The following is a 22606-nucleotide window of genomic DNA, read 5'->3' as shown; positions in this document are numbered from 1 at the left end:
AGGTGGATTGGCCAGAGGCAATGTGAGTATACAATTTAGATAGGGGATGACTTATGAAAACAGGTAAACGTACTATGGTATTTGCGATGTTGATCTTGTTATCCAGCTTTTTGTACCCATTGGGCTCTATGGGAGTGGGTGCGGCTTCGGCCGCCCCTGCTTTCGCCAAAGGAGCAGATATAAGCTGGGTCGCAGGGATGGAAGCCCAAGGTATGACCTGGAAGGATAAAAAAGGGGTTCGCCGGGATGTGCTGCAAATTTTACGGGACGATTATCAGATCAATTCGGTTCGTATTCGAGTGTGGGTAAATCCTGACATGAAGGATTATGCAAGCGGATACATGAATGCCGAGAAGGCAGCAGAGCTTGCGCAGCGAGCTCAAAAGTTAGGCATGAGCGTTATGCTGACCCTGCATTATAGCGATTCATGGGCTGACCCAGGACAGCAGAATAAGCCTTACGCATGGCGCAATTTTACATTTACACAACTTATGGATGCGGTCTGGTCCCATACCGTCTATGTTATGAACACGATGAAGAGCAAGGGTGTGACACCGGTTTGGGTGCAAATCGGCAATGAAACGAACAATGGCATGCTCTGGGATGACGGCAAAGCCTCAGTGAATATGAAAAACTATGCGTGGCTCGTCAATACAGGGAATAACGCTGTTAAATCCGTAAGCAGCAGCACCAAGACGATCGTACATTTAGCTAACGGGGATAACAGTTCTGTTTTGAACTGGAACATTGGTGGACTGATTGATAATGGAGCTCAGTTTGACCTTATTGGACTGTCTTTATATCCGTCTTCCTCTGATTGGCAGGGTAAGGTGGATCAGACGATTACCAATGCCAATAGCCTCATTGCGAAATATGGTAAAGGCATTGTTATCAGTGAAATCGGCATGGAATATAATGAACCTGCTGCTTCCAAGGCGTTTATTTCTGCAATCAAAACGAAGGTTCGGAGTATCGGAGGCGGTAAAGGCGTGGGCGTATTTTATTGGGAGCCAGCTGCAACCCCAGGTTATAATCAAGGCTATAACAAAGGTGCTTGGCAGGCTGACGGTAAGCCAACCTCAGCGTTGGAAGGCTTTTTAAACTAAAGAACGATGTAAGAGCATATCAAAGAACCTCTAATGCGCATTCTATGCAGATTAGAGGTTCTTTGTTTTATGATGATTGGGTAGTTATAATGTTTAGACTTCCCGGTTTACCTTGAAGAATGAAATAAGCTCTTCCAGCTCCCCGGACATCAATGTAAGCTTGTCCGAAGCTTGGACAATCGAAGCCATAGACTCTGTCTGTTCCCCAATGGTTTGTTCAATTTGTTTGCTGCTGTTGACTGTTTTGCTAACTGTGGAAGACAACTCGTCCGAGGTAGCTGACATTTCCTGCGTGCTGGCCGAGATTTGCTCAGTTGCACTGGATACCTCCTGGATTTGTGACGACACTTTGTTGGACGCTTCTAAAATTTCAGAGAACATTTCGCCTGTCTGCTTCGTAACTTCCAGTCCGACGTGAACTTCTTTTGTACCCAGGCTAATGCCTTTTACAGTTTGTTCAATCTCTTTTTGAATTTCTTCAATAAGCTCTGCAATTTGTTTGGCGGATTCTTGAGACTGTTCAGCCAAATTACGCACTTCTCCAGCTACTACTGCAAAACCTTTGCCTTCTTCGCCGACTCTGGCAGCTTCAATCGAAGCGTTGAGGGCAAGCAGATTCGTTTGGCTGGCAATACCGGTAATGATGCTTACAATATTACTGATTTCGTTAGAACGGTTCTGCAATGCATTAACGGAATCAACTGTACTTTCCATTGTAGTGGAGATAGAGTCCATCTGAGTGGATAGCTTTTGAGCTACCTGATTGCCTTCAACGGAGCGCTTTTCCATGGAATAAGCTTGATCCGCAACAGAAGAGGAGCTTTCAGCGATGGTTTGGATCACTGTAGACATTTCATTCATAGCCCTGGAGCTTTCAAGTGCTGCGTGATCCTGAGCTTCAAGCCCCTGGGTTATTTCCCGGATATTGTTGTTAATGACGTTTGTATTCGTACTGTTTTTCTCGCTGATGCTTAACAATTCCTGGGCTGATCCCGTTACTTCTTGCGTCGTATCCTGTACTTTCACCATTGTATCGTTAAGGCGCTTGATCATAGAATTAAATTTTTGATTGATAATACCAAGGTCGTCTAGTCCTGTCTTAATTTTCACATTCAGATTACCCTCGCTGACTTCTTCAATTCCCTTCATCAAGGAACGAATTGGGGAGAGCGTGCGTTTTACCAGCAAGTATTGAATCGTCAAGAAGATAGCAAGAAACAGAATGAGCAGTGAAACACCATATACAAGCAGCTTATGAAGACCCGTAGGTACAGAGCTCGCATCTACGTCAAAGTAAATTGCACTTGTGACTTTACCACTTGCATCTGTAATCGGGTAAACAATCGTAGTCCATGTGCCATATTCGTCCGTATAAAAGCTGCTCAATGCTGATTCATTGGATTGAAGCACTTTATTTACGGCTTCTGCATTTTCGTCAGGCAGAGTGTACATATCCCCAATGTTCATCTTCGAGTCTTGGAAAGCTTGCACCAAATTAGTGGGAACGCCAATAATGGAGGTTTGATTTCCTTCTTTTAGTTCTGTCCCAAATATGTAAGCTTGGGCGACATTAGGATAAAATGTGTGAATAGAATCTAGAAATTTACGTAATTCCTGTTGAACAGAACCGTTATAATCTTTTTCGCTTAATGCTTGTTGTACTTTTGTTTTGTCAACATCTTCTGCCCATTTTTTGGTCAGCACTTTAACCTGATCTTGCAGCTGCGTGGTGAGAATGTTCTTTTGAAGTATATAGCTAGATGTGATAAGAATAGCACCTATTAATACGATGTTAAGAAAAGATATTAATAGATTTTTACCAAAAAAGGACATAGTGCTCCACTTCAAGTTTTTCACAAGTTTCTTCTCCTTTAAATTTTAATTTAATGCTACAGTACAGCTATCCCTTATATATTTCGTCAATTTCCTTTATAAATGTTAGCGAATTATTACAATTGGGATATACTTACTGGTTTCACTAAAAACAAAAGCGGCAACCCACATGCAATAAATGTAGGTCGCCGCTTGCTAGCAAGACAGGATAGCTGGTTTCAACTCAAATACAACTAAATTACTTTATTGTTTGAACAATATTTAAAAAATAAGATAAATGCGGGCGAACGAATGCCCTTAATCATTATATATAACAGTCTTTCGCTGAACGTTGAAAGCTTTCTGTCATTATACAAGTAGTGAAATGAGCAGAGGGAGCGAAATAAGCGATAATACTGAGCTTATAACAAATGCAGATGCCGCTTCTGTTTCCAGTGATTCATAGCGGGTCGCGATCATAGCGGCTACAGCAGAGCCGGGAAATGCGACAAGCAGTACGGCTTTGGTTACATCCTCAGGGGACAGTCCGATCAGAACAGCAATACCGAGCATAACCATAGGCATTACGATCGCTTTCAGCACAGCGATACTAAGTGCTTTTGGACTGAACGTAATCTTTTTAATCCCAATAGTTACCCCAATAGCAAATAGAGCCGTACCCGCAGTAATATTGCCGATTTGGTCAAACATAGATTGCAAAAGTTTTGGAGCTTGGAATCCGCATAAAGTCAATACAACACCAATCAAGGGTACGCAAGCCAGCGGTTCACTGAGTCCATGAAGGACAGATTTTATAGTGACTTTAAATAAATTGCCTTTTGTGTCGTCAGATTGTGTTGATTTGCGCTGGCCGACCGTTCCCAAAATACTTGCAAGTGGATCAAGAATCGCATTAACAACGATGCCGGTAATCGCAATAGGAATGGCGACTGCCGCACTTCCGAACAAGCTTCCCAAAACGGGAATCCCCATGAATGCAAAAGAGGGCTGTGTCGAATTCAATGCGAACATGGAGGATTCTGTCAGGCCTTTTTTTGCAATCAAGCGATATAAGATGAGCAATACAATATAAAAGCCAATCACCCCAAGCAGCAAAGCAACAAGAAAGGGCCACTTTTGGATTAACGTCTCTCGTGGTGTCGTCGTAATACCAATAAACAAGTGTGCAGGTAAAGCAAATTTGGTTACCAGTGTATTTAGTCCCTTAGAAGAAGCTGGGTTAAAGGCCTTAAAAAAACCTGCAAAATAACCAATTAAAATGACAAAGAAAATAGGAATTAAAATAATAAAGATATGACCTGTAGCCATGATGTCGCCTCCAATAAAGATGTCCGCCAAAAATGGCGGACATCAGTTAAATAATCACTTTGCTTACAGCAAGTATAAATTTTGATGTTGTTCGCTATTTTTAAACCAGAACGGCTTCCTGTCCATACTGTTTGATGGGTTTATATTTGCATTCCCACATGGATTCCCGAACCGCTTGTACGATATCATCCGGCTGATGACGCGCTACTCCATCTTGTACGGCTGCCTTGGCGACGGCCACTGCTACAGCTTCAGATACTTCTCGCAGTTCGTTGATTTTTGGCAGCAGGGAAGCACCAGGCTGTGACAAATCAACCATTTGAGCTACTGCATGGGCAGCTGCTGCAAACATGCTATCTGTTATAATTTTGGATTTTACTACGATTGCTCCAAGACCAAGACCCGGGAATACAAAAGCATTGTTGGATTGCCCAATTTCAAACGTAATATTGTTGTAGATTACTGGCTCAAAAGGGCTTCCTGTTGCAATAAGCGCTTTTCCTTCAGTCCAGTGGATCAGGTCTTCAGGAGTTGCCTCCGCCAGAGGAGTCGGATTGGACATTGGCATAATAATAGGACGTTCTGTATGCTTAGCCATCTCTTTCACGATTTCCTCACTAAATGCTCCAGCAACACCGGAAGTTCCGATCATAATCGTCGGTTTCACGCGGCGAATAACTTCAAGCAGAGGGATTTTGCCATCTTCAGCATGCTCCCAGTCACGGCATTCGGCAGCATCACGCACATAAGGAACCTGGAATGGCAAAAGTCCTTCCGTTTCATTGGTAAGCAGGCCACGGTAATCATATGCCCAGAAGTTACGTCTTGCTTCAGCTTCTGACAATCCTTCCAGCATCATGGCCGCACTAATTTGGTCTGCATTGCCGATTCCGGCAGCTCCTGGACCAAACACTAGAACCCGATGCTTGCTCAGAGGGATTCCGGACAATTGGACACCAGACATCACACCTGCAAGTGTAACTGCACCGGTACCTTGAATGTCATCATTAAACGTTAAGATATTATTTCCGTACTTATTAATAATATTCCGAGCATTGACGTTACCTAGATCTTCCCAGTGCAGCAGTGCGTTCGGGAAAGAAGAAAGTGCAGCTTGAACATAAGTATCAATAAATTGATCATATTGTTCTCCACGTACACGCTTATGACGATTCCCCATGTATAAAGGATCTTCTAACAGCTTTTCATTGTTTGTACCTGCATCCAGCACAACGGCCAGTACCCGGCTAGGATCAATACCAGCAGCGGCTGTATATACAGCAAGCTTACCAATAGAGATGTTAATACCGCCAACTCCCCAGTCCCCAATTCCCAAAATACTTTCAGAATCTGTGGCTACGATCAGATCGATATCATCAGGACCCAAGTTCAAATTTTTAAAAGCTTCTTTGATGCCAGCAAGATTATCAATAGATAGATACATACCGCCCGGTTTATGATATTCATGACTGTATTCCTGAATAGCCTGACCGACTGTTGGTGTATAGACAATCGGAAGCATCTCGCTCAAGTGCTCGGAAAGCAAACGATAATAAAGGACAGTATTCCGATTAAAAAGATCATTTAATGCAACGTTTTTACGTAAATTATCCGGCTGGCTTTGAAATTGCTCATACACCCGTTGAACTTGTTCCTCAATCGTGAGTATGGTAGGAGGAAGGAGGCCGTCAAGTCCGAGCTGCTGACGTTCTTCCAGTGTAAAAGCCACTCCTTTGTTCAGCAGTGGGTTGGCAAGAAGATCTTTTCCGGTTAATTTGGTTTCGATAGTTCCATCTTCCGTAACATGAAAAGCACGCATTTCCAATTCCTTCTTTCTAAAAAAATACATTCGGTTAATCCTTGAACAATTCGTGAACAAGTATACGCCTTATTTTAAACCAAGTGAACAAGTATGTTGTGTGAAAAATGGTTATATAAGTGTTTACATAAGAAAAAATATGAAAATGAAAGCGGATTTCAATGATTTTCAAATGAAAAATTCATCTAATTTTCATAATATTTTCGGTAAATATTCAATAAATGTGACTTTTTTCATAGCTTTTATAATTTGATTGAATATGTATAGAGGAATAGCTTAACTTCATTTTTTTATAAATGAAGTTAAGCTATTGTTTATTATAAGGGATAATTGAGGCTTAAAATCTAAACGTTTGGTGGCTGTCTATTTAGTGGATAGTCAGATATTTAATTCTCCGATTCGGTTAACGGCTTCATTAGCGCCTGGAGCAGAGCGTTGCATCCAGCTGTTGCGCCATTTCAATTGCATGATAATGACGAGGACAAAAGCACAGAATGTGATCAGACTTAGACAGATGAAGCCAGGCATGTAAGAACCCGTTAATTTGTACAGATGGCCCAGAATAAGAGGAAGACAGTATCCGCCTATGCCACCAGCAGCCCCGACGATGCCGGTCATAAGCCCGATTTCGTTGCCGAATCGCTGCGGCACAAGCTGGAATACGGAGCCGTTGCCAGCCCCAAGGCACATCATGCCTACGAACAGCAGAACTACGACTACGGCAAGTGGTGGCAAAAATGCAATGCTGGCGAGCATCATCCCGGCCCCGGCATACAAATACATTAACATGCGAGAACCACCAATCCGGTCAGACAAAAAGCCGCCTACAGGACGAAAGAAGCTTCCGGCAATCACACAAACGGTTGCAAAATCAGCGGCATGCACCGCAGAGAGGCCGTATTGGGTATTGAAGAAAATGGTCAAATAATTAGAAAGGCCGACGAACCCACCGAACGTCACGCAATAAAAGGCACAGAACACCCAGGCATCCCTCTGTTTGAGCACCGAAGCATATTGCGCCAGACTTTTTGGTACTGGGCGATGAGGGCTGTTGCGGGCAAAAATACTGAACAGAACAAAGACGATGAAAATTGGGATAATGGCCAATCCAAACACGACCTCCCAACTGCCAAAATGTTGGGCAATACGGTTGGCAAACAAAGTTGCGAGGACGGTCCCGCTGTTGCCGGCACCGGCAATTCCCATGGCCAGACCTTGATGCTCTTTGGGGTACCATTGGCCAGCCAACGGTAGTGCAGCTGCAAATGAGGCGCCGGCCACACCCAGAAGCAGGGCGACAGTGTACAACTGCTCCAGCGAATCAACCCACAGCCAGCCGAGCAGGAGAGGAATGATCGTGACAAGCATACCGATCTGTCCCGTGAGCTTCGGACCGATATAATCTGACATGAATCCAAGCACAAGTCGCAACAGAGAGCCGCTGAGTATCGGGAGAGCGACAAGGTTGGCTTTTTGTACAGGGTCCATTGGATAATCATTAGCAATGACAACGACCAACGGTCCAATCATCCCCCATATCATAAAGCTAATATCAAAATACAAAAAAGAGCCAAAAAGGGTGGGCTTGTGTCCGCTGTGCCAGAAACTTTTTTTCTTCATTCTCCATCTCTCCTGTTCTTATTGGGGTTTGTAGAGCTCAGGCCTTAGACTTCAGCCCTCTGCTGAACATAAAAAGCCGCAAATCGTCCCGTCATTGATATTGGGAACGTTTTGCGGCTTCATTGCCGTGTTTGACACACTTCATTGTGCATCGCTTGGGTATGATCACATGGTAGTGATTTTAATTCAAATTATAAAAAGACATTCTACTTGTGTCAATATACATAACATTAAAATTATAATAAATTAAAAAAATAGGTTTGAATACAGGTTTCATGTATTGAATATTGACATCATACTCACAATTCAGTAATCTTAAGTACATATCGGTACAACGATGTGCCGACATTTACGGCAACGGTGCCCTTTTCCATCGAATGGAGAAGGGCTTTTTCTGTCTTATTTTAGGTTCAGAGAATGGGGCTGGATTAATTATGATAAAAAGACTGGTCGTCATCGGTAATGGTATGGCAGGCATCAAATGTGTGGAGGAAATTCTCAGTCTGGAGCCGGAGCGGTTCCAAATCACAATATTTGGTGCAGAGCCACGTCCCGGATACAACCGTGTGCTCCTGTCCAAAATGCTTCAGGAGGAGAGCTCGTTCCAACATATTGTTACCCATAGCTGGGACTGGTACGAAGAAAATGGGGTAAAGTTGCAAGCCGGTGAACGTGTGTGTCGTATTGATGTAGCAACCGGTATGGTGGAAACGGAATCCGGCATTCAAGAGCCCTATGACATTCTCATACTGGCAACTGGCTCTTTGCCTTTCATACCTCCCATTCCCGGAGTCCGAAAAGAGGGAGTAATCGCTTTTCGTGATGTAAATGACTGTGAAACCATGGCCAGATATGCCAAAACGTATCGCAAGGCCACCGTCATCGGAGGAGGGCTATTGGGGCTTGAGGCTGCTCAAGGCTTGCTGAATCTAGGGATGGAAACTGACGTTGTTCATAATGCGCAGTATCTGATGAATCGTCAGCTTGACCGTACTGCGGCTGTGCTTTTACAACGGCGGTTGGAGCAGCAGGGCATGCGGTTTCATTTGGCGAAGGATACGGTCAATATTATAGGTCGCAACCGGGCACAAGGATTGATGTTTGCGGACGGGAACAGATTGGAAACAGACTTGGTCGTGCTGGCGGTTGGTATCCGGCCCAATATCGCTTTGGCTCAGGACAGTGGTCTGACAGTAAACCGTGCCATTGTCGTGGATGATTATATGCGCACGAGTATTCCTGGTATTTACGCAGTTGGCGAATGTGCTGAGCACCGTGGAATTTCATATGGGCTGGTGGCGCCGCTATATGAGCAGGGCAAAGTGCTGGCAAAGGTGATTTGTGGTCGTGAAACGGCTCCTTATGAAGGGACGGTTCCCTATGCCCAGCTCAAGGTTGCGGGAATTCATGTGTTTTCGGCAGGAGACATTCGTGAAGAGGGAAACGAGATTGCGATCATGGAATATAACGGTATGCAGGAGATGTACAAAAAAGTGATGATGCGCGCTGGCGCTATTACTGGAGCGATTTTATTCGGGGATACGGCGGAAAGCACCTCGCTGCTTGGAATGGTACGGCGCGGCGCGCCAACTACAGGGCTTACACCTCAGAATAACAGCAAAAGCAAAGCAGAGGATGCTGCGGAAGCATTGCCCGAAGGAGAGACGGTATGCGCATGTAACGGTGTGAGCAAGGGGGATATCTTGCGAGTGATTGCCACAGATAAGCTGAAAACAGTCGAAGAGGTGAAGAGCCGGACCAAAGCGTCCGGTTCCTGCGGTGGTTGCCGGCCGCTAGTGGCTGCACTGGTCAAAAATGGTTTGTCCCGAGCGACAGCTTCTGGACCTGTGGTTACTCCGACTGCTCAAGAAGTTGTTCCTGTGTGTGGTTGTACGCATTATGATCATGATTCGCTTAAGACAGCGATGGTGGAGGCAGTTTGTCGAACTCTAGAGGAAGTGGTATCTCGTCTCGGTTGGACCAGGCAGCAGGGCTGTGAATTATGTCGTCCTGCTGTACTTTATTATCTGGAATCTCTAGGTTTGCGGAACGGATCTGCAACAAATCAACTGGGAATAGGCGTTGCGCTTCAGCCCACCGTACCATACGAAGGGGAAGCGGGTTCTGTGGGCCTGAGTTTTACAAATTTGGATGTTGAACGTAGGGATTTTGTTGATCCTGCCCCGATCGATCAGGCTTCTGGTGGAGTGATCTGGCTGAGAGAGCGGCTGGCAGCAGTATGGGGCAGTCTTTCATTACCGTCACCAGTTGCGGTTGCTGTTAGTCCGGGTTCAGAGTATCCCGATGGCGTGCTTGTCCATGACATTGGAATCTCCCGATCTCCAGCAGGTTGGGAGGTTTATGCTGGTGGCCATGCAGGACATCCGGTTCGTCAGGGGTTGCTGCTTGGATTGGAGGAGAATCCGGAAGAAGTGGTGCTGATGGTTGTAACCTGCTTGCAAATATACAGGCATAGTGCTAGGTATGGGGAGAAAATGTGGGAATGGATTGAACGGACTGGCGTTCTAGCGCTGCGGGAAAGTGTGCTCGACGTTACTCTGCGAAGTGAGCTGACCGGTAGCCTGCGGTCCACCATGCTGACAGGTTAACGGATTGTGGGAGTTGTAGTGAATGGAGAGGGAAGGTGACTTTTATGTGTCAGTCAGGAGAAAACAAACTGGAAGCCGGTCAATACGTCCTCCCTGTGGTGGAGACACAGTGCCCATTTTGCAGCGTGCAATGTAAGATGACCGTTAGTACGGAAACGGAAGCACTCGCGGGTATCGTTCGAACGGTGTATAAAGCGGAAGGGAAACCTAATGCAGCCTCACAAGGCAGGTTGTGCATCAAGGGAATGAATGCGCATCAGCATGCAACTCATGCAGAAAGGCTGACACAGCCTCTCCTGCGCAAAGAGGGTAGGCTCGTTCCTGTCCCATGGGGAGAGGCGATGGATGCTGTAACCAGCAGTTTCTCTTCGCTACTGTCCAAGCAGGGTCCTGATGGAATCGGCATTTACGGCGGAGGCTCGTTATCGAATGAAACGGCTTATTTACTTGGGAAATTTGCCAGAGTGGCTATAGGTACGCGCTATATTGATTATAACGGGCGCTTCTGCATGTCGGCGGCAGCATCTGCTGGCAGCAAAGTGTTTGGTGTTGACCGCGGACTGACCTGTAGGCTGGCTGATATTCCGTTGGCTCGTTGTATTGTGCTTGCAGGCACGAATATCGCTGAGTGTCAGCCGACGTTAATGCCTTATTTTCACCAAGCGAAGGAAAATGGCGCGTTTATCATCGTAATTGACCCGCGCACGACTCCCACAGCGGCAATAGCCGATCTGCACCTGCAAATCAGACCAGGTACGGATGCTGTGCTGGCCAATGCCATGCTAAAGGTCGTCGTGGATGAGGGATTGATAAATGAAGAATTTATCCGCAAGCGGACCAACGGGTATGACCAGTTGTTGACTCATTTGAATGGGGTGAATCTGAACGAATCGGCTGCGTTGTGCGGAATTGAGGCAGAAATGATCCGGCAGGCAGCACGTGCCTTTGGTGGCGTGGAGACTGGCATCGTTTTTACAGCCAGGGGTGTCGAACAGCAGACAGATGGGCATATGGCGGTGCGTGCATTTCTTAATCTCGTGCTGGCCACCGGAAAGATTGGAAGAGAAGGGTGTGGGTATGGTGCCATCACAGGTCAGGGGAACGGGCAAGGGGGGCGAGAGCACGGTCAAAAGGCTGATCAGCTTCCTGGTTACAGATCGATTGAGAATGAAGCAGACCGAGCCTATGTTGCGTCCGTGTGGAAAGTTGAACCAAGCAGCTTGCCGGGAAAAGGAGTATCGGCCTATGAAATGATGGAGCTTGTGAATCAGGGAGAAATTCAAGCGCTGTTCGTGATGGGCTCTAATCCTGTTGTGTCTAACCCGAATGCACGGTTGGTCGAGGACGCGCTGGAAAAGCTGGATTTGTTGATTGTGGCGGATATGTTTCTCACTGAAACGGCACGAATGGCCGACGTTGTTTTGCCTGTGACGTCTTATTTGGAGAATACGGGAACGATGACTAATCTGGAAGGCCGCGTTTTGCTGCGGGAAGCGGTGCGCCTTGCACCGGGCGAAGCTAGAGATGACTGGAGCATTTTATGCCAAATAGCTGCAAGGTTGAACAAGGGGAGGTACTTCGCATATAAGGATGCAGAGGATATCTTTGAAGAACTGCGTCTCGCTAGCCGAGGGGGGCTTGCTGATTATTACGGGATCACTTATGACAGGCTGCGTCGCGAGGAAGGGGTGTATTGGCCATGCCCATCTATGGATGAAGCTGGTACGGATACGATGTTTCGGGAAAGTTTTGCTCTTTCCGACCGAAGGGCTGTTTTTACAGTGGTTGAAAGCTGTGGAGCAGGAGAGGAAATATCCGAGGAATATCCGCTTACTTTGACGAATGGCCGCGTGCTGGCTCACTATTTGACTGGCGCGCAAACACGCAGAAGTCCTTCGCTGGCCGCGCGTGAGATTGAGAATTATGTAGAAATTCATCCGCGTACTGCGCAGCGCTGGTATATCAGGGACGGGGAGTGGGTGGAAATAACATCCCAGCGCGGCAGCTTCACCGTCCGCAGCCGGATCAGGCCACATATTCGCGAAGACACGCTTTTCGTGCCCATGCATTGGGGCGGGACGCAAAATGTAAATCGGGCGACCCGACCAGACCTTGATCCGTTCTGCCGGATGCCCGGCTTCAAGACGGCAGCTGTATGCATCCGTCCCCTCCGCCTAGCTGTAGCTGCAACCAGTGGACATAACGGGGAGTGGTCACAGTTCTAGAACAGGAAGGTGTGAGTGCATTTTCTTTTTCCTTGCATAAAAGGCCCGCCCCCTTTGCATGAGCATGGGGGCGGACCTTTTTGAGTAGTTCAGTTTATGTCCCGATAAATGCTGGACTGTAGGAGACGAGTTTTATAAATGAAAATGGGGTTCGGATGTGTTGGCACCCGTTTTTATTTCTTTTCTCAACATAGCTTCACGCCAGCGGCAGTACAACTCCCAGGCGTTCCCGTTTTCAAGCAGCGGCTTGCAGGTGTACAAGCCTTCCTCAATGGAGTCGACCCGCCCTGCAATGAACAGTCGTACCGCGCCGTTGAGCAACACTTGATTCGAGAAGGCAGTAGGAGCTGTGCCTTGCAGCACTTCCTCTGATATGCGCAGCTGTTCAGCAGGGGTCCAGCGGTGTTCTGGTACTACCGAATCCAGCCCGTACATTTCGGGATCTATAACCTGGAGGGACACCTTACCATTAGCAAACAGGTAAGTCCGGGTCGGTCGATCGATGAATAGGTCCTCCGATCCTTCGCTCCCCTGGACGATCAAAGCCCTGTGATAACTCAGATTTTGCATGACCTTCGCCGTCTTGTCGAATACGGTGTTGTGGAAAACACCAAATACAATGTACGGGGAGGAACCGTAATCAACCAGTTTCTCGGCTGTGTTCAGTACTGTGCGAAGCCCCAACTCTTCGCGAATAGACCGCAGATCCCGCAGGGGCGTGCACCATTGTTCGGAAACAACGAAAAGCACGCCTGTCTGCTTCGCAGCATGAATGACGGTTTCGTGTGACATGTCCGCAGTCGCTACCCCCATCTCCTGCAACAAAAGTGGGAGTGTAACCCCCCATTTGGGAGGGAGGGGTGCACTCCCATGCATCGTTACAGGTAATCCGTATGAGGCAAGTAGAAAGGCAGTTGCGAAGGTAGCAATAAATGATGACTTCCTACCGTCGTACGGACCGGCGAAATCAATGCCTTCCTGCATGGGAAAACGGTGGGAATATTTGCGACAGACATTAACGAATGCTTCCAGCTCGGCAACACTCTCCATTTTGATGCGTTCCGCGGCAAAGAAGGCACCGATTTGAGCTGGGGTTGCTGACCGGGTCATAATCAGTTCGGCGGCAGCTTCGGCTTCGGCATAGTTCAGATCACGAGCGCCTCTTTTGCCGCGCCCAACTTCTTTTAATATTTCAATGATATTCATGTTCAAGGCCCCTTTCAGATTTATGCTTTTAGCATTTGCTGTGCTTTCACAATGGAGATGGCCACATCAACGATTCGTTTGCGCTCATTCATCGCTTTTTTACGCAGTAGGTCATATGCCTCCGCTTCCGGGATGCCGTTTACTTCGCCAAGTATCCCCTTCGCCATATCAATCCATTTGCGTTCTTCCAGCCGAGCGGTCAGTTGTTTGCGTTCACTTTGCCAATGCTGGCGTTCAAAAAAGCGTTTGGCGCTAAAATGAAGGGCCCAATTCAGCTCATGGGCTGCCATGGAAGGGGTTAGAATACCGTCGACAGTCACGTCTGCTTCACAAGCCTCCGTCGATGACAGCGCTGATGTCGCGCTGCACCACCAGAGCAACGGAATTGCTTTGGTTTGCTCCAACCTGCTACTCCACATACTGATTGTGCCGACAGGTATGTTTAGTACGGCCGCATCTGCATTATGGATGAGCTGTTTGATTTCAGATTCATGGCGGCAGGGCAAAGGCAGGTATCCGTTGGATTCTAAAAGGTGCTCAGGTTCTGCCTGCCATGAGGGAATGGTGTCTGCCTGCTCGGATGCAGGGTCAGCATGTGAGTGAATTACCAACAAGGAACGCAAGCGGGCTCCTCCTCTCTTTAACATGAAGGGTAAATAAGCATAGGATTGTATGTCTTGATAAGAAATGTGACATATAACTTGATGAGATGGGTTTGCTTTTCCATCATAATGAAGTGGAAACGGACTTTTAAACCATTTTGGCGTGTTTTGGACTGAAAATCAATCCTAATTTTGTAGAAGAGTGATATTTTATACGTCATCAATATGTTACTTAGTGATAAAATATTATTTTTACGAGATTTTGCGTAAGGAATATTGACATGTGATTTGAATCGTTATATATTGGCTACAGTACTTTAAATTCATACTCTGATGGATACAACGGCGTATTCGATGAAACGGCAATGGAGCCTGTTTTCACATGTGGAGGGATGTTTTGCATCCCCGTATGTGAAGCAGGCTTTTTATGTTTTAAGGATAGAAATGAAGAGGGAGTGACCTAATGAACTACATCCAAAAATTAGTGCTGGTCGGCAACGGAATGGCGGGGATACGCACTCTCGAACATTTGCTGAAGATCGCACCAGGTGTCTATGAGATTACGGTATTTGGGGCCGAGCCCCATCCAAACTATAATCGGATCATGCTGTCCTCTGTTCTGGCCGGTGGAGCAGGTTTGCAGGATATTATCATCAACGATTGGAATTGGTATGAAGACAATAATATCCGATTGTATACCGATGATCCTGTCACAGCGATCGATACGGAAAAGCGACAGGTGACTTCACGATCCGGTGTATGCGTCTCTTATGATTTACTGTTGTTGGCAACAGGTTCTAAAGCCTTCATTTTGCCGCTTCCAGGAGCCGACAAGGATGGTGTGATTGGGTTCCGGGATATTCGTGACTGCGAGATGATGATGGAGACGGCGAAGACGCACAAAAAAGCGGCCGTTATCGGCGGCGGATTGCTTGGGCTAGAGGCAGCCAGGGGGCTACTCAATTTGGGAATGGACGTTACAGTTATTCATATTAACGGTTATATTATGGATCGGCAGCTGGATGAGGCTGCTTCCCTTATGTTACGGCGCGAGCTGGAGGAACAGGGAATGACTTTTCTGGTCAATAAGCGGACGGCGGCTATCACCGGGCGTCGTCGCGTGGAAGGGCTAAAGTTTGCTGATGGCAGCGAACTGGAAGCGGATTTGATCGTTATGGCGGTAGGTATCAAACCAGACATTGAACTGGCGGTGTCAGCGGGAATCCCCGTAAACCGCGGTGTCATCGTAAATGATCACATGGAAACGAATATTCCTGGCATATATGCCGTTGGAGAATGTGCAGAACACCGGGGAATCACTTACGGTCTGGTTGCCCCATTATATGAGCAGGGGGGCGTCCTGGCTCAGCGACTCGCGGGAATGGAGACTCCTGGCTACAGTGGTTCCGTTACTTCTACAAGATTGAAGGTATCGGGCGTCGATGTATTTTCAGCAGGAAATTACAAGGATGAGTCGGGAACGCGATCACTGCGGTATCAGGATGATATTGATGGCGTCTACAAAAAAATCGTCATTAAGGAAGAAAAACTGATCGGTGCCGTTCTGTTTGGGGATACCTCTGATGGAGCCAAGTTGTTTTCTCTGATTAAAAGTGGGGAGTCGGTGGTTGGTCGAGAGAAAGAGTTGTTACTTGGCTTTAACCCTGGTCAATCAGAAGGTAGTGGCACCATGATGCTGGAGCAGATGCCTGAAGACGAAATTGTATGCGGATGTAATGGTGTATCCAAGGGTGACATTGGAGAGGCGGTTGCGGCTGGCTGTAAGAGTCTTGGGGAAATTAAGGCCTGCACGAAGGCATCGGCATCATGCGGCGGCTGCAAGCCATTAGTGGAGGGGCTCTTACAGCTGTACGCAGGTGCAGAAGCCGGAGAATCGATTAAAGAGGGGATATGTGGCTGTACGACACTTGATCGGGAAGCGATTATTGATGGTATCCGAGAAATGGGGTTGAAGAGCGTCAAAGAAGTGATGAACGTGCTGGGCTGGAACGAACCTGAAGGATGTACCAAATGCCGGCCAGCCCTCAACTATTATCTAGGTATGCTGTGGCCACTGGATTATGAGGATGAGAAGGAATCCAGATTTACGAATGAAAGGTACCATGCCAATATTCAGAAAGATGGCACCTACTCTGTGGTGCCCCGCATTTATGGAGGAGTTACTTCACCTGCCGACCTGAAGAAGATTGCTGCTGTCGCGGAGAAATACAATGTGCCTTTGGTTAAATTTACGGGTGGTCAACGTCTTGACCTGCTTGGTGTAAAAAAAGAAGATCTACCGGGAATCTGGTCCGAATTGGATATGCCATCTGGATATGCATATGGAAAGACATTGCGAACGGTCAAGACGTGTGTCGGTAACACTTTTTGTCGCTTCGGCACACAGGACGCTATGGGCATGGGCATCCGGTTGGAAAAGGCATTCGAACGTCTGAATGCGCCATCCAAAGTCAAACTGGCTGTGTCGGGCTGTCCGCGTAACTGCGCAGAAGCGACGATCAAGGACTTGGGTGTTGTCGCTATTGACGGTGGCTGGGGGATCTACATTGGAGGTAACGGCGGTATTAAAGTGCGGGCAGCAGAACTGCTGTGTACTGTAAAAACCGAGGATGAAGTGATGGAATGGACTGGTGCCTATTTACAGTATTACCGTGAGCAGGCGAATTGGAACGAGCGAACAGCTCATTGGGTAGAACGGGTAGGCGTAGAGTCGATCAAACAGGTATTAGCAAATGCGGAGACGAGGCAGCAACTGGTAAGCAGAATTGAGGAGACGTTAAGCACAACGACTGATCCGTGGCACGAAATCATTCATAACGAAGAGCTGCGCAAAAACTTTGTACAGCTGCCGGAGCTTAAGGCAGTAATAGAATAGGAGGCTGACCAAATGGAGAGCAATACGATAACCAGCAGAATCAGGATAGCAGATCTGAACGAGATTGACCGACGTGGAGCAAGAACAGTTCGCATTCATAATGCAGAGATAGCCGTATTTCGCCTTAGTGACGGCAGCGTGCGTGCGCTTGAGAACCGTTGTCCACACAAAGGGGGACGGCTATCCGAAGGAATGATATGTGGATCGGTGGTCCATTGTCCGCTCCATGATTGGAAAGTCGACCTGTCCACTGGTCAGGTGCAAGAGCCGGATACTGGATGTGTGACCACTTACCCGACGGAGATTGACAGTGAGAGTGGAGCAGTTTACATCGTAATCTAGGGGCATTAGGTTTATTTGCTTGGGGTGCTGGGCTTAGTTGTTCTTCTATATAATAGAAGAGATACGTATTGCCGAACAATTCTCTAGAATTCAATCTTGCTGAAAAAAGAGACATTGCTGCTTAAGCGTGGTGTATATAAAAAGTCAACCTTACTTCTGGTTGGCTTTTTTTTCGCCTAAATCTTGAACGACGGCCAGTTTCTCGTCTCGGCACCAACTTAAAAATCTTTACCATCACTACTCATAATCTGAGTGATTGATATAGTTTTCTTACCGAAATCCACGTCCTTCTACCGAATTCCTAATATCTCCGCACTCCGGTAGTTAGAGTAAGAAGGAGCACAATATAATACATATCGTCTTTTGAAGCTTCTAGGAAGGCGAGTGCCTGTTCCAAGGTCCATACCTGCATTTCCTTTTTTCGAGCTTTAGCCGTTCGACTAACGAAACAGGGTTTTTGCTGATCATTATAAAAGTCTTGAATGTGGCGTGGTGTGATGCTGCTAATGGCAAGGTGTCCAAGTGAGACTAGTGTATGATTATATATTTTCATCTTTGCCATTGCAGCAGCAGATATCCCCAGTTGAAGCCGCAAATCCTCTTTGTTTATATCCCTTTCAATAATAGTATGCTAGCAAACTATTGAATTGAAAAAATATTACGAAAAAATTGATCGTAAAATGAAAATATTTGTGATCTATTAGGTTTCACACACGGTAAATTAGTAACATGGAAAACAAAGAGAGAGCAGCACCCCACACAAACACATGCCTGTTTGACGGTGGTAGGTGTAAAACGAGCGGTACCAGTTATCCTCTTGCTATAAGACCTACAGAGAGCCGCTAGGGTAGGATAAGTGGGCATGTTGCTCTTTCTGTTTTCACTACTCCACTCTTGCTAATGTGCGTCTGACAAGCGCACTCCTCATGACAGTGATCCTAGCCGCTAAAGAGTGGATCAGGAGCGCAACTGGTCGCGTAAGAAAGTACCTAGAAAAAGGCTGCATGCAAGGGTGAAAGTGCCATGTCCACATCTATTATCATAACTGCAGTGGGGTATATCCACGAAGGTTCGATTCCTCTCGCGAAAAAGAATGGGTGGGTGTGTCGGTGGTTCGAATCCGCCAGCGGTTTCATGCAGAATACTTGGTGTGCTACTGGATTCATTTCTGGCTGGTCCCGGTTCAAACCCAGGCTTCTGCTAACATGGAATCAGAACCCATTTTTTTTGTTGAATAATTACAATAAAATACTTATAATGTAAATGTTCATAAATACCTGTTAAAACTTTATCAATCATGAATGCTCTAATAGATTCTATACATAATGATTTGATTGATAAAGTTGTGCAGGTACAAAAAAATTAAAAGAAAGAAGGCATCTGAACATGAAAAACATCAAAAAAGCTTCTGTAGTATCCGTTTTGTCTTTAGCTCTTGCAATTCCATTAACTGCTTCTGCCGCAGTTACTACGGATGTTGCACCAGCTACAACTGACTCAACAGCAGTTTCCCAGTCTGCAAACACATCGACTGATGTGAATACACCAACACAAGGAGATCATGTTATTACTCCTCAACACCAGCAGGATAAATTCGGGAGTACTGTGAAAAGCTTACCTGGCGAAGGTAGTGCGACAGCTCCCTTTAAAGTGACTGGTGGATATGGGTATGTTAAAATTAACTTTAAGAACAATTCTAGTGATCCAGTAAAAATAATTGTGACACATAATGACACTAATAAAAATTATTATGAAGAAGTCTTGAGCGGAAAAAGTTCGGACAGTTGGAAGAGTTATCCCGGAGTTAAGCAAGGTGTGCGATCTGGTGACTATACAGTGACCTTCAGAGGTGGAAAGAATGGAGATGGAACTAAACCAGTAGATGTAACATTTAGTGGTTTTACAACAGATAATACATCTGAACTTTAATAAGCTATAAGGATACACACATAAAATACGTGAGAAGAGCCGTAGCTTCATTGTACGGCTCTATTTTCATACGTGCGTATGCAGAAACCAACTCAACACAAACACAGGGCAAACCGTCATGGTCTGCCCTCTTTGCTTTACCTTAATATGATCTTATTGTAAGAAAAATTAAAAAACATGGAATCTTTTAGTAGACTGAGGTGGTAGTTAAATATACAAATATAGGAGGAATAAGCTTTGAAGAAAAAACATTTTATTGCACCAGCCTTGGCACTAGGACTAATTGGGGGAGCTATTGCCGTACCCAATGCGATTTTTGCAGATTCAAATGCTGTAACTGATTCTACACCAGCTACAACTGGCTCAACAGCAGTTTCCCAATCTGCAAACACATCGACCGATGTGAATACACCAAAAGCGGGAGATCATGTTATTACTCCTCAAGACACAAATAAGGTGCTGAACAAGTCTCTTGCAAACACCGACATGTCAGAGCGTTTCTATGTTGATCCGAAATACGGATATGCTAGAGTGTATGTGCATAATGATGGGAAAGCCCCGATTAATATAACAGTAACTCAGGGGTCAGCTAGTGGTCCGGTTAAAATGAAGGGAAGAATAGAAAAAGGTGAAACATTTGATGAAATCAACTCAAGTGCTTGGACTGTTGGTAGTTTCTATGTAAACCTTACTTCACCAGGCGGTCCTATGGAGGGTGGTATGTCGGTTCGCATAGGTAACACAAGAGAGGAATTGGAATAATAATTTAAATGCAATGAGGAGGTCGGCTATCGTGCCGACCTTTTTAGTTTCTTCAATATCACCATTATGCACGGTTAGCTCAGTGGTAGAGCACAGGCGGGCCCGAGTAAAACAGACCTAAAGGCGTGGGTTCAATTCCCACACCGTGCACCTAATTAAAAGACCTAATGAGAGTGGCGTATATGCGTCGCTCTTTTTGTTTTCACAATAATAGAAAAGGAAGTGTTTTGTAATGAGTACAGAGGCAAGCGCAGTACGTAACGGCGGATTTGGGTATCTTGGTTCGGATAATATCTTTAAGGTGGTAAATACCGAGGCTGAGGCTCGTAAGTATAGCCCCACTGGTAGAGTAGTAAGCTTTGCAGGTCCACACGCATATGGTAACCCTGTAGTCCCTACAGGCACGGGAGAATACGACCAATTGGCTATCAAGCTGCATGTAGATAGTTCATTGACTGAGAGCGAGGGCCTTACGATTCCGGTCCATATAGCCAAGGTAGTCAAAGAGCTGTAATAGTGTTTATCCCCGGATCAACTCCGGGGACTTTAAGCGCCTAAAGAAAATGTGCGGTTCGAGTCCGCAAGGTGCCATTTATTTAAACGAATCTTGTATTTCTGATCAAGAGACTAAATCCTTCATTGATCGGATCTTCATATTCTACAGTTCCAAGTATTTCAAAAGGGACTTTGTAGTCTATCAGTAAATTCTTCGCATGTTCGTTCAACAGAATAAACTGGTAGTATTCGCCGAAACGCGAATCTAAGTCTTTTTTGCCAGGAGTGCTGCTCCGAGTAATTGCAAACATTAAAAGTTCCAGTTCCTGAGTGTACGGATGTGGAGTTTTCAACTCATTATTTGACAACTCCATGAGCTTTGTTTGCAATTCACTGGTAAATTGCTTTGTACCAGTAACGTAGTATGTTGTCATAGTTATTCTCCCTTATGAAAAATAGTAGGATACGGCTGTTAAAAGTGTTAGTGCAATGGCTACCGCAGCAACGTTTTGTAAAAGGGGCTTAACTATTCGTTCATAGACACCGTCCCAGATATCTTCAAGTATATGGAACATAAACACCTCCTTTCGTACTATTACTTTCGGTGCATAAAAAGGAATATCCTTCCTATGTGTTGAATTGTTGTGTCGAAGGAAGGAGGTGTTTGAAGTGCCCAAAGTTTTTGTTCATACTCATGACATGGGGAAAGTCAACTGGGAGAATCAATATTTTCACTTTAGTAGAGTCCCTGTTGAAGGTGAATTCTTCGCATTATCGTCTGATTCACCGTGGTATCAAGTAGAACTGATTGTTCATACTCCCTTTAAAGAAGATCTCGCCGCTGAGATATATGGGATAAAGGTTGAGCACGAGAAAGTGAAGGGGAACAAGCTAAGTTTGCCAGCAAAATTTGAATTTTGAAGATAAGCACCTTAAGTGGTGCTTTTTTAGATGTCTTAGGAGGAAGCAATGGGGATTATACTTGATATTTTAAAAGATGTTGTGATAGCCATTATAACAGGGATCGGTACAGGGTGGGTTATGACAGAATACTATAGAGAGAAGGATAAAAGGACAAGTTGGATAAAACAATTTGAAGAAGAGAAACAGATAATGTCTTACTTTCTAAGGCAAGTATATTTCGAAATAGATTTGTTTAAAGACAACAGTAACTACGATAAAACAAACTTATTGAGAGTTCTTAAGACTGCTCCGAGATTCAGTTCACTTTCTGAGGTTCACAACAAGGAGTTATTTGTTAATGATGTTATAACTTTGAACTTGCTCTTACGTGAATTAGAGGATTATTTAACCGCTTCTGAAACAATAAATTACAATGAATTGGTTCGTCTAAAATCGGAAATATTCAAGGCTCATTTTCAAGTTTTAAAAATACCGAGTTCTAGTTTATATGGTCGCTGAGAGGCAGCTTTTTTTCTTGCCCTTATTCCACCAGGAAGGAGGTGTTAACAATAAAAGAGAGCATATTAATTTACATTGGCCCGCCGATCCCATCGCGCGGATTATTTCAGTTTGGTAGTTTTGTCGGAGACATACCGGAGTTTCTTGAACCGCCCATGCAAGTGGAAGAGATCCGGGAGTTGGTGGTTGATGTGAATAACTTGGTCGAAGCCAAGAAGGAATTGAGCATTATTGGTACTGAAAATAACAAAGTATTTTAGTATCTCTCGAACCCAAACAATATAGAAGCGGAGTTGAGCAGATTGGATTATAAAAGCTTGGTGGATTTGATACGCGTATTGCTTTGGAATTGGACCTTATGAATACTGCTCGTCATTTTCGATTCGCTCTGAAACTCTTTCCGCCATTGTTCTGCGCAGCCTCTCTCCTGAG

At 45.6% G+C, this 22606-nt stretch carries 19 protein-coding genes and 1 tRNA gene; 12 read left to right on the top strand and 8 right to left on the bottom strand.

Translation table 11 applies throughout. The features are described 5' to 3' along the window. The first annotated feature begins 53 nt into the window (after positions 1-53). On the top strand, positions 54-1106 hold the full coding sequence (locus HFE01_RS09410; protein WP_107733340.1) for a glycoside hydrolase family 53 protein: 1053 nt from the start codon (positions 54-56) through the stop codon (positions 1104-1106). Between the two features lie 93 nt (positions 1107-1199). Here HFE01_RS09410 and HFE01_RS09405 read toward each other — a convergent pair whose 3' ends face one another. The 4 genes from HFE01_RS09405 to HFE01_RS09390 form a co-directional block, all read right to left on the bottom strand. Further along, positions 1200-2963: a methyl-accepting chemotaxis protein gene (locus HFE01_RS09405; protein ID WP_090889973.1), complete on the bottom strand. Its 1764-nt coding sequence runs from the start codon at positions 2961-2963 to the stop codon at positions 1200-1202. Positions 2964-3287: 324 nt separating this feature from the next. After that, positions 3288-4247: an AEC family transporter gene (locus HFE01_RS09400; RefSeq protein WP_016822411.1), complete on the bottom strand. Its 960-nt coding sequence runs from the start codon at positions 4245-4247 to the stop codon at positions 3288-3290. Positions 4248-4347: 100 nt separating this feature from the next. Beyond that, complete coding sequence (locus HFE01_RS09395) at positions 4348-6066, bottom strand: NAD-dependent malic enzyme (protein WP_025365228.1); 1719 nt, start codon at positions 6064-6066, stop codon at positions 4348-4350. A 378-nt stretch (positions 6067-6444) separates the two neighbouring features. Further along, complete coding sequence (locus tag HFE01_RS09390) at positions 6445-7686, bottom strand: nitrate/nitrite transporter (RefSeq protein WP_044785291.1); 1242 nt, start codon at positions 7684-7686, stop codon at positions 6445-6447. Between the two features lie 434 nt (positions 7687-8120). Here HFE01_RS09390 and nirB (HFE01_RS09385) point away from each other — a divergent pair, with 434 nt between their 5' ends. Both nirB (HFE01_RS09385) and nasC read left to right on the top strand, forming a co-directional pair. Beyond that, entirely contained in the window at positions 8121-10295 is a 2175-nt protein-coding gene (gene nirB, locus HFE01_RS09385; RefSeq protein WP_107733341.1) for a nitrite reductase large subunit NirB, read from the top strand. A 44-nt stretch (positions 10296-10339) separates the two neighbouring features. Next, a complete protein-coding gene (gene nasC / locus HFE01_RS09380) occupies positions 10340-12520 on the top strand; it encodes an assimilatory nitrate reductase catalytic subunit NasC (RefSeq protein ID WP_107733342.1) in 2181 nt (726 codons plus the stop codon). 132 nt (positions 12521-12652) lie between these two features. On the opposite strand, the gene HFE01_RS09375 is transcribed toward nasC, so the two are convergent. After that, entirely contained in the window at positions 12653-13726 is a 1074-nt protein-coding gene (locus HFE01_RS09375; RefSeq protein ID WP_107733343.1) for an anthranilate phosphoribosyltransferase, read from the bottom strand. 20 nt (positions 13727-13746) lie between these two features. Continuing rightward, positions 13747-14349 (bottom strand): ANTAR domain-containing response regulator, encoded by a 603-nt coding sequence (locus HFE01_RS09370; protein ID WP_016822405.1) that lies wholly within the window; start codon positions 14347-14349, stop codon positions 13747-13749. 442 nt (positions 14350-14791) lie between these two features. Between HFE01_RS09370 and nirB (HFE01_RS09365) the strand changes: the two genes are divergently transcribed. The 6 genes from nirB (HFE01_RS09365) to HFE01_RS09335 all read left to right on the top strand — a co-directional run bounded on the left by nirB (HFE01_RS09365) (position 14792) and on the right by HFE01_RS09335 (position 20771). Beyond that, positions 14792-17224 carry a nitrite reductase large subunit NirB gene (nirB, locus tag HFE01_RS09365; protein WP_167437953.1) on the top strand — a complete coding sequence of 811 codons (2433 nt, stop codon included), beginning with the start codon at positions 14792-14794 and terminating at the stop codon, positions 17222-17224. Between the two features lie 12 nt (positions 17225-17236). Next, positions 17237-17566 carry a nitrite reductase small subunit NirD gene (gene nirD / locus HFE01_RS09360; protein ID WP_019687974.1) on the top strand — a complete coding sequence of 110 codons (330 nt, stop codon included), beginning with the start codon at positions 17237-17239 and terminating at the stop codon, positions 17564-17566. A gap of 1386 nt (positions 17567-18952) precedes the next feature. Then, positions 18953-19495 (top strand): hypothetical protein, encoded by a 543-nt coding sequence (locus tag HFE01_RS09350; RefSeq protein WP_025365222.1) that lies wholly within the window; start codon positions 18953-18955, stop codon positions 19493-19495. A 237-nt stretch (positions 19496-19732) separates the two neighbouring features. After that, on the top strand, positions 19733-20257 hold the full coding sequence (locus HFE01_RS09345; protein WP_017427825.1) for a hypothetical protein: 525 nt from the start codon (positions 19733-19735) through the stop codon (positions 20255-20257). Between the two features lie 68 nt (positions 20258-20325). After that, a tRNA-OTHER gene (locus tag HFE01_RS09340) sits at positions 20326-20407 on the top strand. Between the two features lie 82 nt (positions 20408-20489). Further along, positions 20490-20771, top strand: coding sequence for a hypothetical protein (locus tag HFE01_RS09335; RefSeq protein WP_017427824.1), 282 nt, complete (start codon positions 20490-20492; stop codon positions 20769-20771). Between the two features lie 82 nt (positions 20772-20853). On the opposite strand, the gene HFE01_RS09330 is transcribed toward HFE01_RS09335, so the two are convergent. Both HFE01_RS09330 and HFE01_RS27585 read right to left on the bottom strand, forming a co-directional pair. Continuing rightward, positions 20854-21186: a hypothetical protein gene (locus HFE01_RS09330; protein ID WP_017427823.1), complete on the bottom strand. Its 333-nt coding sequence runs from the start codon at positions 21184-21186 to the stop codon at positions 20854-20856. Between the two features lie 12 nt (positions 21187-21198). Then, a complete protein-coding gene (locus HFE01_RS27585; protein WP_017427822.1) occupies positions 21199-21327 on the bottom strand; it encodes a hypothetical protein in 129 nt (42 codons plus the stop codon). 94 nt (positions 21328-21421) lie between these two features. Between HFE01_RS27585 and HFE01_RS09325 the strand changes: the two genes are divergently transcribed. The 3 genes from HFE01_RS09325 to HFE01_RS09315 are packed head-to-tail and all read left to right on the top strand — an operon-like array spanning position 21422 to position 22434. Continuing rightward, positions 21422-21673: a hypothetical protein gene (locus tag HFE01_RS09325; RefSeq protein WP_107733347.1), complete on the top strand. Its 252-nt coding sequence runs from the start codon at positions 21422-21424 to the stop codon at positions 21671-21673. Between the two features lie 48 nt (positions 21674-21721). Then, on the top strand, positions 21722-22174 hold the full coding sequence (locus HFE01_RS09320; protein ID WP_017427820.1) for a hypothetical protein: 453 nt from the start codon (positions 21722-21724) through the stop codon (positions 22172-22174). A 41-nt stretch (positions 22175-22215) separates the two neighbouring features. Continuing rightward, positions 22216-22434, top strand: coding sequence for a hypothetical protein (locus HFE01_RS09315; RefSeq protein ID WP_017427819.1), 219 nt, complete (start codon positions 22216-22218; stop codon positions 22432-22434). The last annotated feature ends 172 nt before the right edge of the window (positions 22435-22606 follow it).

Source organism: Paenibacillus sp. EKM10P (genome assembly GCF_011800655.1).
Taxonomy (GTDB): domain Bacteria; phylum Bacillota; class Bacilli; order Paenibacillales; family Paenibacillaceae; genus Paenibacillus; species Paenibacillus polymyxa.
This window is presented reverse-complemented; position numbering and strand designations above follow the sequence as displayed.

Bases quoted from the DNA above. Each gene is read 5' to 3' on its own strand.
- HFE01_RS09410 (WP_107733340.1), top strand. From the start codon at position 54: ATGAAAACAGGTAAACGTACTATGGTATTTGCGATGTTGATCTTGTTA.
- HFE01_RS09400 (WP_016822411.1), bottom strand. From the start codon at position 4,247: ATGGCTACAGGTCATATCTTTATTATTTTAATTCCTATTTTCTTTGTC.
- HFE01_RS09395 (WP_025365228.1), bottom strand. From the start codon at position 6,066: ATGCGTGCTTTTCATGTTACGGAAGATGGAACTATCGAAACCAAATTA.
- HFE01_RS09390 (WP_044785291.1), bottom strand. From the start codon at position 7,686: ATGAAGAAAAAAAGTTTCTGGCACAGCGGACACAAGCCCACCCTTTTT.
- nirB (WP_107733341.1), top strand. From the start codon at position 8,121: ATGATAAAAAGACTGGTCGTCATCGGTAATGGTATGGCAGGCATCAAA.
- nasC (WP_107733342.1), top strand. From the start codon at position 10,340: ATGTGTCAGTCAGGAGAAAACAAACTGGAAGCCGGTCAATACGTCCTC.
- HFE01_RS09375 (WP_107733343.1), bottom strand. From the start codon at position 13,726: ATGAATATCATTGAAATATTAAAAGAAGTTGGGCGCGGCAAAAGAGGC.
- nirB (WP_167437953.1), top strand. From the start codon at position 14,792: ATGAACTACATCCAAAAATTAGTGCTGGTCGGCAACGGAATGGCGGGG.
- nirD (WP_019687974.1), top strand. From the start codon at position 17,237: ATGGAGAGCAATACGATAACCAGCAGAATCAGGATAGCAGATCTGAAC.
- HFE01_RS09350 (WP_025365222.1), top strand. From the start codon at position 18,953: ATGAAAAACATCAAAAAAGCTTCTGTAGTATCCGTTTTGTCTTTAGCT.
- HFE01_RS09335 (WP_017427824.1), top strand. From the start codon at position 20,490: ATGAGTACAGAGGCAAGCGCAGTACGTAACGGCGGATTTGGGTATCTT.
- HFE01_RS09330 (WP_017427823.1), bottom strand. From the start codon at position 21,186: ATGACAACATACTACGTTACTGGTACAAAGCAATTTACCAGTGAATTG.
- HFE01_RS27585 (WP_017427822.1), bottom strand. From the start codon at position 21,327: ATGTTCCATATACTTGAAGATATCTGGGACGGTGTCTATGAACGAATA.
- HFE01_RS09320 (WP_017427820.1), top strand. From the start codon at position 21,722: ATGGGGATTATACTTGATATTTTAAAAGATGTTGTGATAGCCATTATA.